Origin of the sequence: Haloterrigena gelatinilytica, assembly GCF_013342145.1 — an archaeon.
GTDB lineage: Archaea > Halobacteriota > Halobacteria > Halobacteriales > Natrialbaceae > Haloterrigena > Haloterrigena gelatinilytica.
Genome location: NZ_JABUQZ010000001.1, coordinates 769,910 through 786,237 on the forward strand (window position 1 = coordinate 769,910; position 16,328 = coordinate 786,237).

A 16,328-nucleotide genomic window follows, 5' to 3' on the forward strand; every position below is an offset into this window, starting at 1 on the left:
TGAAGAATCCGCAAACCCGTCTCGGTCCGTTCGATCGCCGAGTCTCGAGCCGTTAGCGACTGCCGAGAACGGTCGCAGTAGTCTCGGTTACCGGAACAACTCGAGGACCGTCAACGTCTCGAAGGGGAACGACTCGTCGGCGACGGCGGCGGCGCTGAAGCCGTGTGCGCCGGCCTCCTCGACCACCTCGTCGACTCCCGTGAGGCTGCTGACCAGCAGGTAGACGCTGCCGTCGGGCGCGAGCGCGCGGCCGACGTCCGCGAGGAAGGGATCGATGACCGCGCGGCCGTCCTCGCCGCCCGAGAGGGCGCGCTCCATCCAGTCGTCCCACTCGTTGTCGGGCTCGGTCGGCAGGTACGGCGGGTTGAAGGCGACCGCGTCGAGGGCGCCGTCGGCGAAGGGGGCGACCAGATCGGCTCGGACCGCCTCGAGGCCCGCGAGGCGGGCCTGCCGAACCGCGTGGGGGTTCAGGTCCGCGGCGATCACGCGCGCGGGCGTCTCGTCGTCGATCCGGCCCGCGACGTAGCCCGAGCCGGTGCCGACCTCGAGGACGACCGAGCCCTCGTCGGCGTCGGCGAGGGCCTCGCAGGCCGCGTCCGCGAGGAGGTGCGAGTCCTCGGCCGGTTGATAGACGTCCGTTTCCACGTCGCGCTGATCCTCGAGTCCCATTTAATCGTCCTCCGTCGGCGGCATCCGTTTCGGTTCCCGCTCCGTGCCGTCGCCGTCGCGTGCGTCCGTTTCGTCACCGTCGCCCGCCTGTCCGGGATCGCTCGCTCGAGTTTCGCCGTCGTTGATCCGGAAGCCGTTCGTTTCGGCCCGGCCGGACAGTTCGCGCTGCGGGTACGGAATCTTGATCCCCTCGTCCTCGAAGGCCGCCTTGATCTCGTTGATCGCGGCCGTTTGGGCCTGCCAGCGGCGTCTGGCGGACGGGTTATCGATCCAGAACCGCACGCCGAGGACGACCGCCGAATCGCCGAAGGACTTGCTGACGACCTGGGGCGACGGCGCCGTCAGCGATCGGTCGAGGTTCTCGACCGTCGTCCTGGCGATTTCGGCGGCCCGCTCGACGTCGCTCGCGTAGTCGACCCCGACGTCGATATCGATGCGAAGCCGACCGCGCCGCGAGCGGTTCGTGACCGCGCTCGAGGAGATGACGTCGTTGGGGATCATGATGTACTCGCCGTCGAACGACTGGATGCGGGTGTTGACGATCGAGATGTCGGTGACGATCCCCTCGTGGTCCTCGACCTCGACCCAGTCGCCGATCTCGAAGGGCCGGTCGAACATCAGGACGAAGCCCGCGAGGACGGTGCCGAGCGTCTGGCGGGCGGCCATACCGACGACGATACCGAGGAACCCGGCCCCGACCAGCAGGCCGCCGAGGTCGTCGACCCAGACGCCGAGGATGACGACCAGCGACACCGACCAGATGATCACCTGCGAGATCCGGTGGGTGACCTCGCGCTGGTGGTCCGTGACCGCCGACGCCGAACTCAGCACCTCCGCGATAACTCGCTTGACGAACCGCGTGACGATCAGCGTCCCGATGACGAGAATGAACGTGACCGCCGCTTGGACGAAGACCGTCTCATCGAGCCCCAGCCCTTCGGAGTAGAGCGTGTAGGCGTCGCCGGTGAGGTTCCATACCTCGAGGACGACGCTGAGGGTGATCACGCAGGTCGCGATGAGGACGGCCGTCGACGCGATGTCGGCGTACAGCGGCTTGGACCGCTCGCAGAGCCAGTCCTGGAGCCGTCGATAGGACAGCAGCACGGCCAGCAGCGCGGCGACCACCGCGATCGTCGCCGCGATCTGGAACTCGGTCCCGAACGCGTCCGACAACCGATTGAAAACGGTCAGTGGCACGGACATGGGATCACGCGTCTCTCGAGCGACTGGTTCGCGCAGGCTTGAGTATCCGTCGGTCGAGCGCGATCGGAACCGGGCCGCTTCGCTCCCGCCGCGGCGCTCACTGCGCTCGGGCCTCGTTCGGCTCGCCCACCTCGGCCGCGAGTTCGGCCAGCGCCGCGAACTCCGCGGGCGCCATCGCGTCGGCCCGCTTCCGGAGGAGTTCCTCGTCGGCCGCCTCGACGACCGCGTCGGGGGCCTCGAGGCCGGTGATGTGCGCCGTGTTGCGGATCGCGTTCCGGATCGTCTTCCGCCGCTGGGTGAACAGCGCCTTCACGAACCGCAGGAAAAAGGCCTCGTCGCCGACCTCGTAGTCGGGGTCGCGAGGCTCGAGTCTGACGACCGCGCTCTCGACGGCCGGCGGCGGCGAGAACGCCTCCTTGGGGATCGTTTCGACGATTTCGGGCGCCGCGTAGTGTTGGGTCGACACCGAGAGCCGGCCGTACTCGGACGTGCCGGGCTCGGCGACCATCCGCTCGGCGAACTCCCGCTGGAACATGAGGACGAGGGGGCGTCCCTCGGGGAGTAAGCGGAAGGTAATCTCGCTTGAGACGCCGTAGGGGAGATTGGAAAGCGAGGCCGTGAATTCGGGCAGGTCGACCTCGAGGGCGTCGCCCTCGATCACCGTCAGGTCGCCGGCCGCGATCTCGTCGGCGAACTCCTCGCGGAGGAACTCCGCGAGTTCCCGGTCGCGTTCGACGACGGTGACTTCGTCGTCCTCGTCGCCCATCGCCAGCAGGCGGTCCGTCAGCGCGCCCGTCCCGCCGCCGATCTCGAGGACGTGGTTCGTGTCGGCGTCGATCTCTTGCAGGTAGGTCGGCAGTCGGTCCAGCACCCGGTCGTCGACCAGAAAGTGCTGGTCCCGGTCCGGATCGCCGCGGACGCCCGCCCGCGCGATCAGTCCGTCTGGGTCTCTCATTGCCCGTGGTTGCGCGGGGACGGGTGTAAACGCACCGTCTTCCCACGAACTTTTTCCGCGTCGGGTTCGCCGCAGGCGAACCACTCTCTGCTCACGGGAGCGCAGCTCCCGTTCGCACGGCTCGAGGGACCCACGTCCCTCGCAGGCGCAAAAACTTCGATGAAAAAGGCCGCTCACTCGCTTCGTTCGTTCGCGGGTGCAACGCTCGGACTTGACCGCTGTGGTACCGCCTCCACCTGTACGACTGCGATAGCGGTTGTATAGGGATCGTTTGTACTCCTTCATAGTACTCGAGCACCTCGTCGGGAGCGGCGTCGCTCCACAGTCGTCGCAGGATCGGAACCGCGCCGTGCCGATCGATTCCGCGGACAGTTTGCAGGTCACTATACGAGCTTGGGTCGGCGATAGATGCGTCTGGCGGGAGATGTCTCCGGAAGAATCCTCGAGACCGCGACCGCGCTACTGGTTCTGCTCCTGTTCGCGCCGGCCGACGAACGTCTGGTACTTCAGGTCGTCGTCGCGCAGTTCCTCCAGGATGCGCTCGACGAGAATCTCGTCGGGGTCGTGGAGCCCGGAGACGCGTTCGGAGAGCTCCTCGAAGCTCTCGAAGGGCTTTCGCTTGCGTTCGTCGAGGATGCCGTTGCGGAGCTTCTTCCCGATCCCCGGCAGCAGGTTCAGCTGGTGGAGCCGCAGCGTGATCGGCTGGGCGTCGTTGTAGAAGTCGACGAACCGCTCCTCCTCGTCCTCGACGAGGTCTGCGACGACGTACTCGAGTTCCGACTGGGCGCCCGAGGAGAGGTCCTCGTACTCGACCCGCCGAGCTTCGGTGACGACGTCGCGTTCGCTGGCGGGCTCGACGACGACCTCGCTGCCGATCGTGAGCCGCTCGTCCTCGTCGAACGCGACCTGATAGAGCTCGAAGTTGTCTGTCTCGAGAGCGTAGCCGGCCGGCGATTTCTCGTACTGCGGACGGCTGTCGTCCGAGAGCCCGTGCGCGAGATAGTCCAATACGACTGCGCGACGGACGTCCGCCTCGCCGCTATCGGATTCGGTCATTGTCATAACCATACGGCGACGGCGTACTTAAAGAGTCGGCCCGCGGTCAGGCGTACTGGGCGACGACGTTGAGGATCTCGTCGAGTTCGTCGCCCGACAGCGAGTACCGTTGCTGTGCGTACACCGAGCGGAGTTCGTCGCGGTTGCGCGGCAGGAGGTTGGCGATCTTGTACGCCGTCGGTTCGTCGACCTTCTCTAACTCCTGGAGCTGGTCGACGAGGTCCTGTGCCTCGGCGGGCTCGAGGACGGTAAACCGGTTGACGTGCTCGACTGCGCGTGCGAGCTCGTACGGCAGCTCCCGATCCTCGTCTAACGCCCGTTCGGCTTCGATGTCGGCGAGCAGCTCCTTCGTTTCCGAGACCGTGAGGAACTCCTCGTCGACGATCTCCTTGAAGATCGTCATGCTCGCTCAGATCCGGGACTTCTCTTGGTTCTGGGCGCGCATGTGCGCGGCGGTGACGATCAGCGTCTTCTCCTTGCCGCGGTCGCTGATCTGGACCTTGAAGGCGTCGCCCTGTTTGCCGACGACTTCGCCGGTCTGTCCGTCGAAGCGCGGGTGGAAGCGGCCGTTGGGGACGCTCGGGTCGATCTTGAGGTGGACCTTCTCGCCCTCCTCGTACTCCTGAATCGCGCGCTGTGGCGACGAGGTGCCGCGGTTTCGAGGTTCGTTCGAGAGTTTTCTACGGGATCCCTGACGAGGGCCATTAGAGTTCGGCATAGTCGTACGACGGTGTTGTCCGGTCGGCGTTATAAAACGCACGTATTCGTACGAACGTGGCGGCGACGAGCCGATCGGCCCGCCGTCGGGCGGTAGTGACGGCGAAACCGGACGGCGCCGCGGGCTGATCGCCGGAGCGAGCGTGGTCGGTCGGCCGGTTCCCGCTCACTGGGAGCGTAGTGGGTGTTTATTGAAGAGGTCCTGTGGTATTCATACGCATTGATGCGTCAGTACGAACTTCGGCTCTCGCCGCAGGGAGGGTGGTTTCATCCGTTCGAAAAGCGGATCGATCGCCGCGAAGGGGTCGACCGCGTGGCGATCCACCGGATCCGTCTCCGCCCCGACGGGCTCGGGGTGATGGTCTACGAACTCGCGGGGGAGTTCGAACGCGTCGAGGCGCTCGTCGACGAGGAGCTCGGCTCGCTCGGCTACTGGATCGAGGAGTTCGGCGACCGAATCTTCGTCTGTTCGCGGTTCGTTCCCAACGACACCGTCAGCGAACTCCTGCGGGTGACGCGGGACTTTCAGGTGTTCCTCGACCCGCCGCTGACGTACGTCCGCGGTGGCGACCTCAAGGTGTCGTTGTTCGCCACCGAGGAGTCGTTCCAGCGGGCGCGGTCGGTCGTGCCCGACACCGTCGATCTCACCCTCGAGACGAAGCAGCCGTTCGAACCCGAGGAGAACGTCTTCCTCGCGTCGCTCACGCCGAAACAGCGCCGGCTGTTCGAGACGGCGATCGAACTCGGCTACTACGGCTCGCCACGGGAGACGACCTACGAGGAGATCGGCCGCGAGGTCGGCATCGCGGGCGGGACGGTCGGCGAACACCTCCGGAAGATCGAGGCGAAACTCGTCGATCACGTCGTCTCGGCCTCGGTCACGGAGTCGCCGAAGCGACGACAGCTCCAGTGAGGCGGCTCCCGGCCACTCGAGGGCGGCCCGCCGGAGTCGCGACCGCCTCGAAGGAGCAAGAGTCACCCGGCTCGAGGTCGTTGGGCCGGTATGGACGACTCCGACAGCGACGGTGACGGCGTCGACGAACGCGGCGAGCAGGAGCCGCGCCGAATCGAAACCCGCTCGATCCACGCCGGGCAGGAGCCCGATCCCGAAACGGGCGCGCTGATGACGCCGATTCACGCGAACTCCACGTACGAACAGGACGCGCCGGGCGACCACCGCGGCTACGAGTACTCCCGGACCGGGAACCCGACCCGGACGGACTTAGAGGAAAACCTCGCGAGCCTCGAGAACGCCGACTACGGCCGCGCGTTCGCCAGCGGAATGGCCTCGATCAACACCGTGCTCAACCTCCTCGAGGCCGGCGACCACGTCGTCACCGGCAACGACGTCTACGGCGGTACCCACCGCATTTTCACGCAGGTCTACGAGGAGTACGACATCGAGTTCTCGTTCGTCGATATGACCGACCTCGACGAGATCGAGGCGGCCTTCCGAGACGAGACGGAACTGCTCTGGCTCGAGACCCCCACGAACCCGCTCATGTCGATCGTCGACATCGCGGGCGCGGCCGAGATCGCCCACGACAACGACGCGCTCTGTGCGATCGACAACACCTTCGCGACGCCGTACCTCCAGCGCCCCCTCGATCTGGGCGCGGATATCGTCTCCCACTCCCTGACGAAGTACCTCGGCGGCCACTCCGACGTCGTCGGCGGCGCCTTGCTGACCAACGACGCCGACCTCGACGAGCGGCTGGGGTTCTACCAGAACTCCGTCGGCGCGACGCCGGGTCCCTTCGAGTGCTTCCTCGTCCTCCGGGGCACCAAGACGTTGCCAGTCCGCATGGATCGCCACTGCGAGAACGCCCGCGCCGTCGCCGAGTGGCTCGACGACCACCCCGACGTCGATCGGGTCTACTACCCCGGCCTCGAGTCCCACCCGGGCCACGAGATCGCCGCCGAGCAGATGGACGACTTCGGCGGCATGCTGAGCTTCGAACTCGACGCGAGCTTAGAGGAGGCCAGCGAGGTCGTCTCGAACACCGAGGTCTTCACGCTCGCGGAGAGCCTCGGCGGCGTCGAGAGCCTGATCGAACAGCCCGCGCCGATGACCCACGCCGCCATTCCGCGCGAGGAACGGCTCGAGGCCGGCCTCTCGGACAGCCTCATCCGCGCGAGCGTCGGCATCGAACACGTCGACGACCTGATCGGCGACCTCGAGAGCGCGATCGAGACGGCGCTGGAATAGCCGCCCGAATTCCGGCGGTCGCGCTTCCGGGCGCCGCGCTCGCGCGAGCCGTCAGGCCCCGCCCCGACGGGCGAGTTGCGAGCGGAAGATCGGGACGAACCCGTCGAGGTACGCCCGAACGTCGACGGACGCGATCTCGCCGCAGTAGTCGGCGCCCCGCTCGTACTCGCGGCGCCACCGATCGACGAACGCGGCTTCGATGTCGGCGTCGCGGATCCGGTCGGCGATCGCACCGACCGCCTCCTCGGACGGCTCCTGCTGGAGCGCACGGAGTTCGTCGATCGACACGACGCCGGACTCGAGGGCGCGGACCACGACGCCGGAGCTGTAGTCGCCCTCGGCGAGTTCGCGCTCCCAGGAGGCGATCCAGTTCCCGATTCGCGCCATCCGCTGGCCGCGGGCGACGACGTCCCGAACGGTCGAGAGATCGCGTCGCTCGAACTCGGGCGCGTTGGCGAGATCGATGTCGGCGAACGGGAAGAGCATCATGTTGTAGACGTCGTAGGTCCGGAGTTCGCGCTCGCCGGCGAGGCCGGGATACCGGGCCAGCAGCGCCGAGTAGTCGACCGACTGGAGCGCCTGCCGCACGTCGAACCGGAACAGCGGCTCGAACTCCGCGGCCCGCGGGCTCTCCCTGAACTGCGACAGCAGCGCGTCCCAGAGCTCCTGCTGGAATCGAACGTACGCGCCGTCGACGCCGTCGCGCGTCGGATCGGCGGGCCGCGAGTCGAACGGGACGAGCAGCAGTTCCTCGAGGGTCGCCCGGTCGCCGTGTCGCTCGGCGACGTCGTCGATGACGGTGATGAACATCGTGGCGAGCACCTTCGCGTCGCGAACGCGCCGCCCGCGCTCGTCGTCGACACACGACAGGCGAAACTCGGGTTCGACCGCGTCGAACCACCGCCACGTGGATCGGTCCCGATCGCCGATCCGGTCGTCGTAGGCGTCGGCCAGCGGCCGAACCGTCTCCGAGAGCGTCCGCGTCGGTGCGTTCGCAAACGGATCAATCTCGTCCTCGAGGCTGGGGAACCGCGACTCGGCTACCATCGTTCACTCAAAAGATAACTGAAACTAAAAATGTTTTTTGCTAATTGTTTAAATCGTAATATGCTGTCGGCGCCCCACGACGAGCGACGCGAGGACATCGGACGGACAGTCCTTTCGTGCTGGGAGCGAACGACTCGAGTATGCCGGCAGACGAACGCGAGGCGGGCGTCCACACGCTCCCGATCACGGTCGAGTACGGTAGTCGAACGATCACGCTCACCCCGACGCTGGTCGAGACCGAGCGCGGACCGGTCCTGATCGACGCCGGCCCGGAGGGCGCGCTCGAAGGCCTTCGAACGCACCTCCGGTCGCTCGGCTACGCCCTCGAGGACATCTGGCTCGTCGTTCTCACCCACCACGACGCCGATCACGCGGGCGGACTCGACGAGTTGCTCGAGGCCGTCGACGCGGTCGTCGCGACCCACCGCGAGGAGGCGCCGTACATCGCCGGGGAACGGGACCCGATCAAGGGCGACGGCGATCGCTATCCCCCCGCCGACGTCGATCTGGAACTCGCCGGCGGCGTCCGGATTCCGACCCTCGCCGGCCCGATGGAGGTCCTCGAGACGCCGGGCCACGCGCCCGGACATATTTCCCTGCACTTCCCGGAGGACGGTCTGTTGATCGCCGGCGACGCCCTCGTCGCGGACGGAGATGATGGCTCGCTGTCGGGCCCGAAGCCCGAGTTCACCCCCGACACGGATCGCGCCCTCGAATCGGTTGGAGAACTGGCCGACCGCGAGATCGAGCACGTGGTCTGCTACCACGGCGGCTACGTCGACAGCGGGAGCGAACGGATCCGAGAACTCTCCGAGCGCGGACTCGAGGACTGACGGACGTCGCCGCCCGCAGGTACGGGACGACCGACGCGACCGGCGGTTGTCACAGTCGGTCGTCCGCAAATGGCGCGGACAACATGTGCGGGGCCGGGCGGAGACGGCGAGACCGACGCCTGCAGTTGCTACGAGTGCACCTAACCCGTTCGCGACCGCGTTTCGAATCGGCAATGAGCATTCTCCCCCAATCCGAACAGCAGAGCGACGGCGACTCTCAATCGGCGTCGGACTCGGACGTAACCGCGCGGCCGCTGTTCCGCCTCGGGCGGGTCCTCTTCGGCGGCGTCCTCGCGTTCACGGCCGTCGACAATCTCCGGCAACTCGAGGGGCGGATCGACTACGCCGACGCCAAGGACGCGCCGCTGCCCGGCGTGACGGTGCCCTCGGTCAGCGGGAGTCTCCTGCTGGGCGGCATCAGCGTCGCCCTCTGGCGGGCCCCGGCGGCCGGCGCCGCGGCGATCGCCAGCTTCCTGATCGGGACGACGCCGATCATGCACGACTTCTGGAACGAGGACGATCCCCAACAGCAACAACAGGAGCTGACCCACTTCCTGAAGAACACCGCGCTGCTGGGCGCGGCCCTCGCGTTCCTCGAGGTCGGCCAGCGAGAGACGTAGTCCCGTCGCCCGCGCATACGCGATACGCCTCGAGTATCCACCCTTTTTCACGTTGGAGAGGTGATAACAATCCGTGAGCCGCACCGTCGATCGCGCGTTCCGTCCGTCGCGGCGGGAGCGATAGATGTCCGCCCTCCGCGTTCGCCGATTCGAACCGGCGGACGCCGATCGGATCCGGGAGCTACACGAAACGGCCATGCGAGACGTCGGGGCCTACGTCGCGGACGTTCCGGACGAGGACCTCGAGACCGTCACCGAGACGTACTTCGAGAGCGGCGGCGAGTTCCTCGTCGGCGAGCGCGAGGGGCGAATCGTCGCCATGGGCGCGTTCCGGCCGGTCGACGGGACGGACTTCGTCGCCCAGGTCCTCCCCGACCTCCCGGAGTCGACGGTCGAACTAACCCGGATGCGCGTCGATCCGGGCTATCAGCGCCGCGGCTACGGTCGGCGGGTCGCGACGGAACTCGAGCGACGCGCTCGCGAGCGGGGAGCGACGCAGATCGTCCTCGATACGAGGCCGACACAGACCGCCGCCCGCGGGCTCTACGAGACGCTGGGGTACGAGGAAGCGGCGCGCGAGCGGATCGAGGGATTCGGCGAGCCGTTCGAACTGGTGTTTTATCGGAAATCGATCCTCGACGGCGAGTGACGGCGGTTCGAAACCCGCCGTCACTCCTCGAGCAGTCGCTTCAGTCGATCCAGTTCGGTTAGCGCCTCGACGGGCGTGAGGTGGGCGAGGTCCAGCGCCCGGAGTTCGGCGGCGACGTCGGTAGGAATGTCGCCTCCGTCTGCAGTGGCCGCAGCAGCCACGTCGTCGGTCGGTTCGGCCGAGGCGTCCGCGTCGCCCGTGTCTTCACGCTCTTCGATCGATTCACCGTCGTCGACGTCGTCACCGGCGGCCTCCGCGACCAGTTCCCGCGAGCGCTCGACCACGGTCTCGGGGACGCCCGCGGCCGTCGCCACCTCGACGCCGTAGGAGCCCGTCGCCGCGCCGGGGGCGATCTCGTGGTGGAAGACGACCTCGCCGTCGTCCTCGTCGACCTCGAAGTGGAGCGTGAACGCGGCCTCGAGCTCGTCGGCGAGTTCGGTCAGCGGGTGGTGGTGGGTCGCGAACAGCGTCGTCGCGCCGACCCGGTCGTGGAGGTGCTCGGTGATCGCCTGCGCGATGGCCATGCCGTCGGCGGTCGAGGTGCCCCGGCCGACCTCGTCTAAGAGGACGAGCGAGCGCTCGTCGGCCTCGCGCAGAATGGTCGCGAGTTCGTCCATCTCGACCATGAACGTCGAGCGCCCGCCCGCGATGTCGTCGCTGGCGCCGACGCGGGTGAAGATCCGATCGACGGGCGTCAGCCTGGCCGCGCGGGCCGGGACGAAGCTCCCGACCTGCGCGAGCAGGACGATCTGGGCGACCTGGCGCATGTAGGTCGACTTCCCCGACATGTTGGGGCCCGTGATCACGGCCAGCCGTCGGTCGTTCGTCAGTCGCGCGTCGTTGGGGACGAACGACTCCTGGGTGCGCTCGACGACCGGATGCCGGCCTCCTTCGACGTCGATCTCGAGGCCGTCCCGGCCGTCGCGCTCGAGCATCTCGGGGCGACAGTAGTCGTACTGGGCCGCGACGGTCGCGAGCGAGACGAGCGCGTCGAGGGCCGCGATCGCCTCTGCCAGTCCCTGCACGCGTTCGACCTCGGCGGCGACGTCGCTGCGGACCTCACAGAACAGTTCGTACTCGCGCTCGTCGGCCCGCTGCTGGGCGCCGACGATCTCGTCCTCGCGCTCCTTGAGCTTCGGCGTGACGAACCGCTCGGAGTTCTTCAGCGTCTGCCGGCGCTGGTAGTTCTCGGGGACGGCATCGAGGTTCGGGTTCGTCACCTCGATGTAGTAGCCGTGAACGGAGTTGTGGCCGACCTTCAGCGAGTCGATGCCCGTCCGCTCGCGCTCGCGCTCTTCCAAATCGTCGATCCACTGCTTGCCGTCTCGAGCGGTCCCCCGGAGGTCGTCGAGGTCGTCGTCGTACCCCTCCGCGATGATCCCGCCCTCGGTGATTTCGATCGGCGGCTCCGCGACGACGGCGTCCTCGATCAACTCGCGGACGTCCGCCAGCGGGTCGAGGTTCTCGCGGAGGCTCCGCAGGCGTTCGCAGTCCGCGTCGGCCAACTGCTCCCTGATCTCGGGGACGACCGCGAGCGTGTCGCGCAGCGAGCGCAGGTCCCGGGCGTTGGCTCGCTCGCGGGAGATGCGCCCGATCAGCCGCTCCAAGTCGTAGACCTCCCGCAGCCGGTCGTGGAGTCGCTCGCGGGTCCGCACGGCCGATTTCAGCTCGGCGACCGCGTCGTGGCGGGCCTCGATCCGCGCGGGCTCGAGCAGCGGCCGGCGGATCCAGTCCCTGAGCTTGCGACCCCCGAGCGCGCTGGCGGTCTCGTCGAGCACGCCGACGAGCGTGGCGTCGTCCCGGCCGTGGACCGTCCGCGGCTCGAACAGCTCGAGGCTGCGCAGGGCGACGGCGTCTAACAGCAGGTACTCGCGGGGATCGTAGCGGGTGAGTTGGGTGATGTACTCGAGGCGCTGCTCGGCGTCGCCCTCGAAGACCGCCTCGACGCGCTCCTCGTCGTCGACGTCGCCGCGTTCGCCCTCGTGTTCGCCGCCGCGGACGTACTCGGCGTACGCGAGCAAGGCGCCGCAGGCCCGTATCTCGGCGTCCGCCGCGAGCAGGGCGTCGGGGTTGCGAAAGTACGTCGCGAGCTTCTCCCCGGCCCGCTCGCGGTCGAAGGCGCGGGCGTCGAACGGCGTCACCATGCAGTCGTCGGGAACGGGGTCGGCGGGCGCGTCGGGGCCGACGACCGCCTCGGAGGGGGCAAAGCGGCTCACCTCGTCGGCGATCGACTCGGGGGCGGTCGCGCTCGTCGCGTAGAAGTCGCCCGTCGAGACGTCGAGCAGGGCGAGCCCGAGCCGCTCGCCCTCCCGGGAAATCGCCGCGACGAAGTTGTTGTCGTCGCTCGAGAGCAGTTCGTCCTCGGTGAGCGTCCCGGGCGTGATCACGCGGGTGACCGCCCGCTCGACCACGCCGGAGGTCTCGCCGGGCTCTTCGACCTGGTCCGCGACGGCGACGCGGTAGCCGGCCTCGAGCAGCTCCTCGATGTACGACTCGGCGTTGTCGATCGGGATGCCGGCCATCGGGTACTCGCCGGTGGAGTCCTCGCGGCTGGTCAGGGCGATCTCGAGCAGGCGAGCGGTGCGCTCGGCGGCGCCGCAGAAGGTCTCGTAGAAGTCCCCCACCTGAAAGAGCACGATGGCGTCGTCGTAGCGGGCACAGAGGTCGTGGTACTGCGCCATCATGGGCGTCAGCTCGTCGCGCTTTGCGGCCATCTGTTCCGGAGGGCCAAGCGCCGGATCCATACCCGAATACCGCCGTCGGACGCGGAAATAGCTTGCTGGATCGGCGCCGAACGGTCCGATTCCGAGACTGGTCTAGTCACACGACTTTCAGGAAACGGAAAAGGCGTATTACGCTCGACCGCACAACCCCACACGAATAGCATGACCGCCCGTTCGTCGACCGCGAGTCGCGTCCTCGTCTGTCTCGTCACCCTCCTCGTCTGCGGCGCCGGTACGGTCGGGATCGTCGCCGCTGCGACCGGCGGCGCCGCGTCCCTGGGGACCGACGATTCGCTCACCGGATCCGTCGACGAGACGGACGACGAGTTGGCAAACGTAAGCGACGACCTCGAGAACGCCGACGACGGGACGATCGACGGCGGCGGGAACGCGACGAACGAGACCGCCGACGAGGACGACGGGACGGCTGCCGAACGGGACGGCGGGACGGACGGACTCCGAAACGTAACCGACGAGAGCGACGACTCGATCGACGAAACAGAAGCCACCCTCGAGAACGGGTCCGGAACGGTGACGAACACGACCGACGAGACGAGGGACGCGGTGGACGCCGCCGCTAACGAGACGGCCGACGGGCTGCTCGAGAACTCGAGCGACGCGCTCGACGGCGACGCCGAACTCGACGGATCGATCGGAACGGAGTCCGTCGGCCTCGAGGTGTCGGCGTCCGCGTCGACCGACTCGAGCGACGGCGCGGGTGACGGCGATGACGACGCTGCGAGCGCGGGCGACTACGGCAGTACCGACGGCTCCCCGATTCCGGACGGAACCTCGACGACGGCCGACGTCGTCCTCGTCGGCCTGCTCGGCACGATCACCGCCGCGGGGGCTGCAGCGGGGGGTGCCGGCGCGGGTGCCGCCGCCGGTTCGGCCGGCGCTGGCGCGGGGTCCGCTGGCGCTGCAGGCGGCGCGACCGGTCTCACAGCGAACTGGCTCGGTCAATCCGTCCTGCGACACCTCCGCCGTCTCGGTTCGCTGCTCCCGGTGAAGCTCCTCTCGATCCTCGGCTACAGTCGCTACGACGACTCCGACCCCCTCGAGAACGACCGCCGGCGGGCGATCTACGAGACCATCGCGGCCGACCCCGGCTGCTACCTCTCGCAGGTCAGCGAGGAGAGCGGCGTCGCGCTCTCGACGGTCCGCCACCACGTCCGCATCCTCGACGAGGAGGGGCTGGTGGCCACGGCCAAGGTCGACGGCAAGCGCCGGTACTTCCTCGCGGACGAGGCCGCGGCGGCGCCTGGCGACGGCGGGCCGACCGTCGAGGACGCCGAACTCCACGCCGCCCTCGCGGAGCCCGCCAAGCGGGCGGTGCTCGAGACGCTCGCGGACCTCGGTTCGGCGCCGAACGGCCGCCTCGCCGACGAACTCGAGCGCGATCCGAGTACCGTCTCACACCACCTCTCGGCGCTGGCCGACGACGGACTGGTCGTCCGCGAGAAGGACGGCCGAGCGATGATCAACGAACTCGTCCCGACGGTCGAGGCGGCGCTGAGCGAGACAGAGCCGTCGCTCGAGGACGAAACGGCGTCGCCGTCGGCGCCGGCGGACGACTAAGACACCGCTCTCGGACGACCGTTTACTCAAGCCACTCGTTTACCGAGTCCATCAACGTCGTCACCGGATTACCTGTCGTCAACTCGCGGATCTCAGGGAATTCGGCGTACAGCTCGTTCGATTTCGAGTAATCCTCCGTCTCGCCCGATCGCGTCGTCCCGCTGATTACACCGACGACGTCGCCGTCTGGCGTGAACAACGGCCCGCCGCTATTCCCCTGTGACGTGGGTACGGTCGATAGTATCCAATCGCTAACCGACCGGTAGCTATCGTATCGACCGATCGACATAACCCAGTCACCGTACCGGCCGGGATGACCGATCGTCAACAGCGGATCGCCGGCACGAAGCGTCGACTCGTCGCCGATCGAGAACTCCGATAACCCGTCTAGGTCCGTCTGAACGAGCGCGAGATCGGGTCTCATCTCCCGGTGATACCCGACGCGCGTCGCAGTGCCGGTTTTCCCGTCGAACGTTCCGATGGTAAACGACTCGTCGTTGATCGCGACGTGGGCGTTCGTCACGACGTGGCCCTTCTCGGCGTCGAGTACCCAGCCGGTCCCTCCGGAACTCGCGCCGCGCACCGTCACGACGGCACTTCGGGCGTTCCTCGCCGTCGTTTTCGCCCGCTCGAAAACGTCTCGGGAGAACTCCGGACTCGTCGCGGAGTCGGTTTCGTTCCGATCCTCAAGTTCTTCGATACGCTCGTTTTTCGCCGCAATCGTCTCTTCGAGCGTTTCGATCCGGGCCACGAGTTCCGCTCTGGACGGCTCTTCCGGATCGGATTCCGAAGTGGTAGTCGCGTTTCGCCCTGAGTTCCCATCGCCGAGGCTAGCACAGCCCGCGAGCCCGACGAGGAGTCCTGTCGATCCGGCCGTGAGAACGTTCCGTCTGGACGGTCTAGCCATACCGGAATTCTCGGATAACGGACTAAATAGATTATCGGCCAGCGGACACGCGTGCTTCCCTCTTCGGACTGTGTTCGAACCGATTTTCTACGAGAACGGGGCTCCGAACTCCGTTATCCCGTCCGTTCGTCTCGTTCCGGGGAGTCCGTTTGGAAGTATAATTCGGCGTGCGCCTCGCAACCGGGATTGAACGGCGCCGAACACGACGGGCACCGGTAGTCGGCCTCGAGGTACGCGGGAACCGTGAGTTCGGTCTCGCAGACGCCACAGAGCACCGAGGGCTCGTCGAACCGATCGCGGGGCCACGGGACGGCCTCGTGGTCCGTCGTCTCGGCGTGGCAGCGATAGCACGGAAAGTAGCGCTCGCAACAGGAGAATTTGAAGGCGACGACGTCGCGCTCGGTGCGGTAGTGGGCACACCGGGTCTCGGAATCGACGTCGACGCCGCGAACGGAAGGGTCAGACACGGATCGTCGGTCGAACCGACGGGCGGACGGGACTTCGGAGTTTCGACGGACGCGTTGGCGACAGCGACGGCTCTCGGTGCCCGACTGACCGGTGTCGGACGGCTGCGACGCGGTGATCCGTTACTCGAACGTCGTCGTGTCGCCGCGCCGGTAGCGGTCGAGACGACGGTAGCCGTGGACGGTCGCGCTCTCGTCGAGTTCGATCTCGTAGCGACCGACGATGTCCTGCGTGTCGGGGACGGCTCGGCGTTCGACGACTTCGACGACCGCGCGCCAGCCGTCGTCGGTCGGCGAGATCTCGCTGACGGCGTCGAACTCCCGACCGATGAGTTCGCCGGCGGTCGACTGGACGGTCCGGCGAACCGCGAGGACGCCCGCGATCTCGTCGTGGTCGGTGTCGACGTCGGCGTCTACGTCCTCGGGGTCGCTCTTTTCCTCGTCGGTCATGTCGACCGAGCCCAGCTCCTGACTCTGGGCTTGCGACTGCCGTTCGTCGTCCTGTGCCGCTTCGTCCTGTTCGTCTTCGACTGCTTGACTGTCGCTCACTGTTGGATCACTCTCGTCGTGCTGATAGCAGAAGCCGTCCTCCTGGGCCGGCCGCGAACAGCGCTCGCCGTCCTCGGTCAGCGCCCGACACTGGTCCTGGGCTTGCTCCGCTGATTGCTGGGTATCGGCTTCGGCCATTGGCGTGTGCT

At 67.5% G+C, this 16,328-nt stretch carries 17 protein-coding genes; 6 read left to right on the top strand and 11 right to left on the bottom strand.

Annotation, left to right across the window (positions count from 1 at the left end; translation table 11 throughout):
* Nucleotides 1-87 precede the first annotated feature (87 nt).
* The 6 genes from HTZ84_RS03780 to HTZ84_RS03805 all read right to left on the bottom strand — a co-directional run bounded on the left by HTZ84_RS03780 (nucleotide 88) and on the right by HTZ84_RS03805 (nucleotide 4,601).
* The gene (locus tag HTZ84_RS03780; RefSeq protein ID WP_174679459.1) at nucleotides 88-669 is read right to left on the bottom strand and encodes a HemK2/MTQ2 family protein methyltransferase; all 582 of its coding nucleotides are present in this window, start codon (nucleotides 667-669) and stop codon (nucleotides 88-90) included.
* Nucleotides 670-1,872, bottom strand: coding sequence for a mechanosensitive ion channel family protein (locus tag HTZ84_RS03785; protein ID WP_174679460.1), 1,203 nt, complete (start codon nucleotides 1,870-1,872; stop codon nucleotides 670-672).
* A 97-nt stretch (nucleotides 1,873-1,969) separates the two neighbouring features.
* Nucleotides 1,970-2,827, bottom strand: coding sequence for a 16S ribosomal RNA methyltransferase A (locus tag HTZ84_RS03790; protein WP_174679461.1), 858 nt, complete (start codon nucleotides 2,825-2,827; stop codon nucleotides 1,970-1,972).
* A gap of 459 nt (nucleotides 2,828-3,286) precedes the next feature.
* The gene (locus HTZ84_RS03795; RefSeq protein ID WP_174679462.1) at nucleotides 3,287-3,883 is read right to left on the bottom strand and encodes a DUF655 domain-containing protein; all 597 of its coding nucleotides are present in this window, start codon (nucleotides 3,881-3,883) and stop codon (nucleotides 3,287-3,289) included.
* 46 nt (nucleotides 3,884-3,929) lie between these two features.
* Entirely contained in the window at nucleotides 3,930-4,286 is a 357-nt protein-coding gene (locus HTZ84_RS03800) for an RNA polymerase Rpb4 family protein (protein WP_174679463.1), read from the bottom strand.
* A 6-nt stretch (nucleotides 4,287-4,292) separates the two neighbouring features.
* A complete protein-coding gene (locus HTZ84_RS03805) occupies nucleotides 4,293-4,601 on the bottom strand; it encodes a 50S ribosomal protein L21e (protein ID WP_012943549.1) in 309 nt (102 codons plus the stop codon).
* A 222-nt stretch (nucleotides 4,602-4,823) separates the two neighbouring features.
* Here HTZ84_RS03805 and HTZ84_RS03810 point away from each other — a divergent pair, with 222 nt between their 5' ends.
* Both HTZ84_RS03810 and HTZ84_RS03815 read left to right on the top strand, forming a co-directional pair.
* The gene (locus tag HTZ84_RS03810) at nucleotides 4,824-5,513 is read left to right on the top strand and encodes a helix-turn-helix domain-containing protein (RefSeq protein WP_012943548.1); all 690 of its coding nucleotides are present in this window, start codon (nucleotides 4,824-4,826) and stop codon (nucleotides 5,511-5,513) included.
* Between the two features lie 90 nt (nucleotides 5,514-5,603).
* Nucleotides 5,604-6,809, top strand: a complete 1,206-nt coding sequence (locus tag HTZ84_RS03815) for a cystathionine gamma-synthase (RefSeq protein ID WP_174679464.1) — start codon at nucleotides 5,604-5,606, stop codon at nucleotides 6,807-6,809.
* Nucleotides 6,810-6,860: 51 nt separating this feature from the next.
* Here HTZ84_RS03815 and HTZ84_RS03820 read toward each other — a convergent pair whose 3' ends face one another.
* Nucleotides 6,861-7,856, bottom strand: a complete 996-nt coding sequence (locus HTZ84_RS03820) for a terpene synthase family protein (RefSeq protein WP_174679465.1) — start codon at nucleotides 7,854-7,856, stop codon at nucleotides 6,861-6,863.
* A gap of 140 nt (nucleotides 7,857-7,996) precedes the next feature.
* Between HTZ84_RS03820 and HTZ84_RS03825 the strand changes: the two genes are divergently transcribed.
* From HTZ84_RS03825 to HTZ84_RS03835, 3 genes are all read left to right on the top strand, one after another.
* A complete protein-coding gene (locus tag HTZ84_RS03825) occupies nucleotides 7,997-8,689 on the top strand; it encodes an MBL fold metallo-hydrolase (RefSeq protein ID WP_174679466.1) in 693 nt (230 codons plus the stop codon).
* A 173-nt stretch (nucleotides 8,690-8,862) separates the two neighbouring features.
* Nucleotides 8,863-9,309 (top strand): DoxX family membrane protein, encoded by a 447-nt coding sequence (locus HTZ84_RS03830; RefSeq protein WP_174679467.1) that lies wholly within the window; start codon nucleotides 8,863-8,865, stop codon nucleotides 9,307-9,309.
* A 124-nt stretch (nucleotides 9,310-9,433) separates the two neighbouring features.
* The gene (locus HTZ84_RS03835; RefSeq protein ID WP_174679468.1) at nucleotides 9,434-9,958 is read left to right on the top strand and encodes a GNAT family N-acetyltransferase; all 525 of its coding nucleotides are present in this window, start codon (nucleotides 9,434-9,436) and stop codon (nucleotides 9,956-9,958) included.
* A 20-nt stretch (nucleotides 9,959-9,978) separates the two neighbouring features.
* Here the strand turns inward: HTZ84_RS03835 and mutS are convergent, their stop codons facing one another.
* Nucleotides 9,979-12,702: a DNA mismatch repair protein MutS gene (gene mutS / locus HTZ84_RS03840; protein ID WP_174679469.1), complete on the bottom strand. Its 2,724-nt coding sequence runs from the start codon at nucleotides 12,700-12,702 to the stop codon at nucleotides 9,979-9,981.
* 141 nt (nucleotides 12,703-12,843) lie between these two features.
* Here mutS and HTZ84_RS03845 point away from each other — a divergent pair, with 141 nt between their 5' ends.
* Nucleotides 12,844-14,259 carry a winged helix-turn-helix transcriptional regulator gene (locus tag HTZ84_RS03845; RefSeq protein ID WP_174679470.1) on the top strand — a complete coding sequence of 472 codons (1,416 nt, stop codon included), beginning with the start codon at nucleotides 12,844-12,846 and terminating at the stop codon, nucleotides 14,257-14,259.
* 22 nt (nucleotides 14,260-14,281) lie between these two features.
* Here the strand turns inward: HTZ84_RS03845 and HTZ84_RS23095 are convergent, their stop codons facing one another.
* The 3 genes from HTZ84_RS23095 to gvpO all read right to left on the bottom strand — a co-directional run bounded on the left by HTZ84_RS23095 (nucleotide 14,282) and on the right by gvpO (nucleotide 16,317).
* Entirely contained in the window at nucleotides 14,282-14,848 is a 567-nt protein-coding gene (locus HTZ84_RS23095; protein WP_309138849.1) for a S1C family serine protease, read from the bottom strand.
* A gap of 431 nt (nucleotides 14,849-15,279) precedes the next feature.
* The gene (locus tag HTZ84_RS03855) at nucleotides 15,280-15,633 is read right to left on the bottom strand and encodes a CHY zinc finger protein (RefSeq protein ID WP_174679472.1); all 354 of its coding nucleotides are present in this window, start codon (nucleotides 15,631-15,633) and stop codon (nucleotides 15,280-15,282) included.
* 120 nt (nucleotides 15,634-15,753) lie between these two features.
* The gene (gene gvpO / locus HTZ84_RS03860) at nucleotides 15,754-16,317 is read right to left on the bottom strand and encodes a gas vesicle protein GvpO, halophile-type (RefSeq protein ID WP_174679473.1); all 564 of its coding nucleotides are present in this window, start codon (nucleotides 16,315-16,317) and stop codon (nucleotides 15,754-15,756) included.
* Nucleotides 16,318-16,328: the final 11 nt, after the last annotated feature.

Bases quoted from the DNA above. Each gene is read 5' to 3' on its own strand.
- HTZ84_RS03780 (WP_174679459.1), bottom strand. From the start codon at position 669: ATGGGACTCGAGGATCAGCGCGACGTGGAAACGGACGTCTATCAACCG.
- HTZ84_RS03785 (WP_174679460.1), bottom strand. From the start codon at position 1,872: ATGTCCGTGCCACTGACCGTTTTCAATCGGTTGTCGGACGCGTTCGGG.
- HTZ84_RS03790 (WP_174679461.1), bottom strand. From the start codon at position 2,827: ATGAGAGACCCAGACGGACTGATCGCGCGGGCGGGCGTCCGCGGCGAT.
- HTZ84_RS03795 (WP_174679462.1), bottom strand. From the start codon at position 3,883: ATGACCGAATCCGATAGCGGCGAGGCGGACGTCCGTCGCGCAGTCGTA.
- HTZ84_RS03800 (WP_174679463.1), bottom strand. From the start codon at position 4,286: ATGACGATCTTCAAGGAGATCGTCGACGAGGAGTTCCTCACGGTCTCG.
- HTZ84_RS03805 (WP_012943549.1), bottom strand. From the start codon at position 4,601: ATGCCGAACTCTAATGGCCCTCGTCAGGGATCCCGTAGAAAACTCTCG.
- HTZ84_RS03810 (WP_012943548.1), top strand. From the start codon at position 4,824: ATGCGTCAGTACGAACTTCGGCTCTCGCCGCAGGGAGGGTGGTTTCAT.
- HTZ84_RS03815 (WP_174679464.1), top strand. From the start codon at position 5,604: ATGGACGACTCCGACAGCGACGGTGACGGCGTCGACGAACGCGGCGAG.
- HTZ84_RS03820 (WP_174679465.1), bottom strand. From the start codon at position 7,856: ATGGTAGCCGAGTCGCGGTTCCCCAGCCTCGAGGACGAGATTGATCCG.
- HTZ84_RS03825 (WP_174679466.1), top strand. From the start codon at position 7,997: ATGCCGGCAGACGAACGCGAGGCGGGCGTCCACACGCTCCCGATCACG.
- HTZ84_RS03830 (WP_174679467.1), top strand. From the start codon at position 8,863: ATGAGCATTCTCCCCCAATCCGAACAGCAGAGCGACGGCGACTCTCAA.
- HTZ84_RS03835 (WP_174679468.1), top strand. From the start codon at position 9,434: ATGTCCGCCCTCCGCGTTCGCCGATTCGAACCGGCGGACGCCGATCGG.
- mutS (WP_174679469.1), bottom strand. From the start codon at position 12,702: ATGGATCCGGCGCTTGGCCCTCCGGAACAGATGGCCGCAAAGCGCGAC.
- HTZ84_RS03845 (WP_174679470.1), top strand. From the start codon at position 12,844: ATGACCGCCCGTTCGTCGACCGCGAGTCGCGTCCTCGTCTGTCTCGTC.
- gvpO (WP_174679473.1), bottom strand. From the start codon at position 16,317: ATGGCCGAAGCCGATACCCAGCAATCAGCGGAGCAAGCCCAGGACCAG.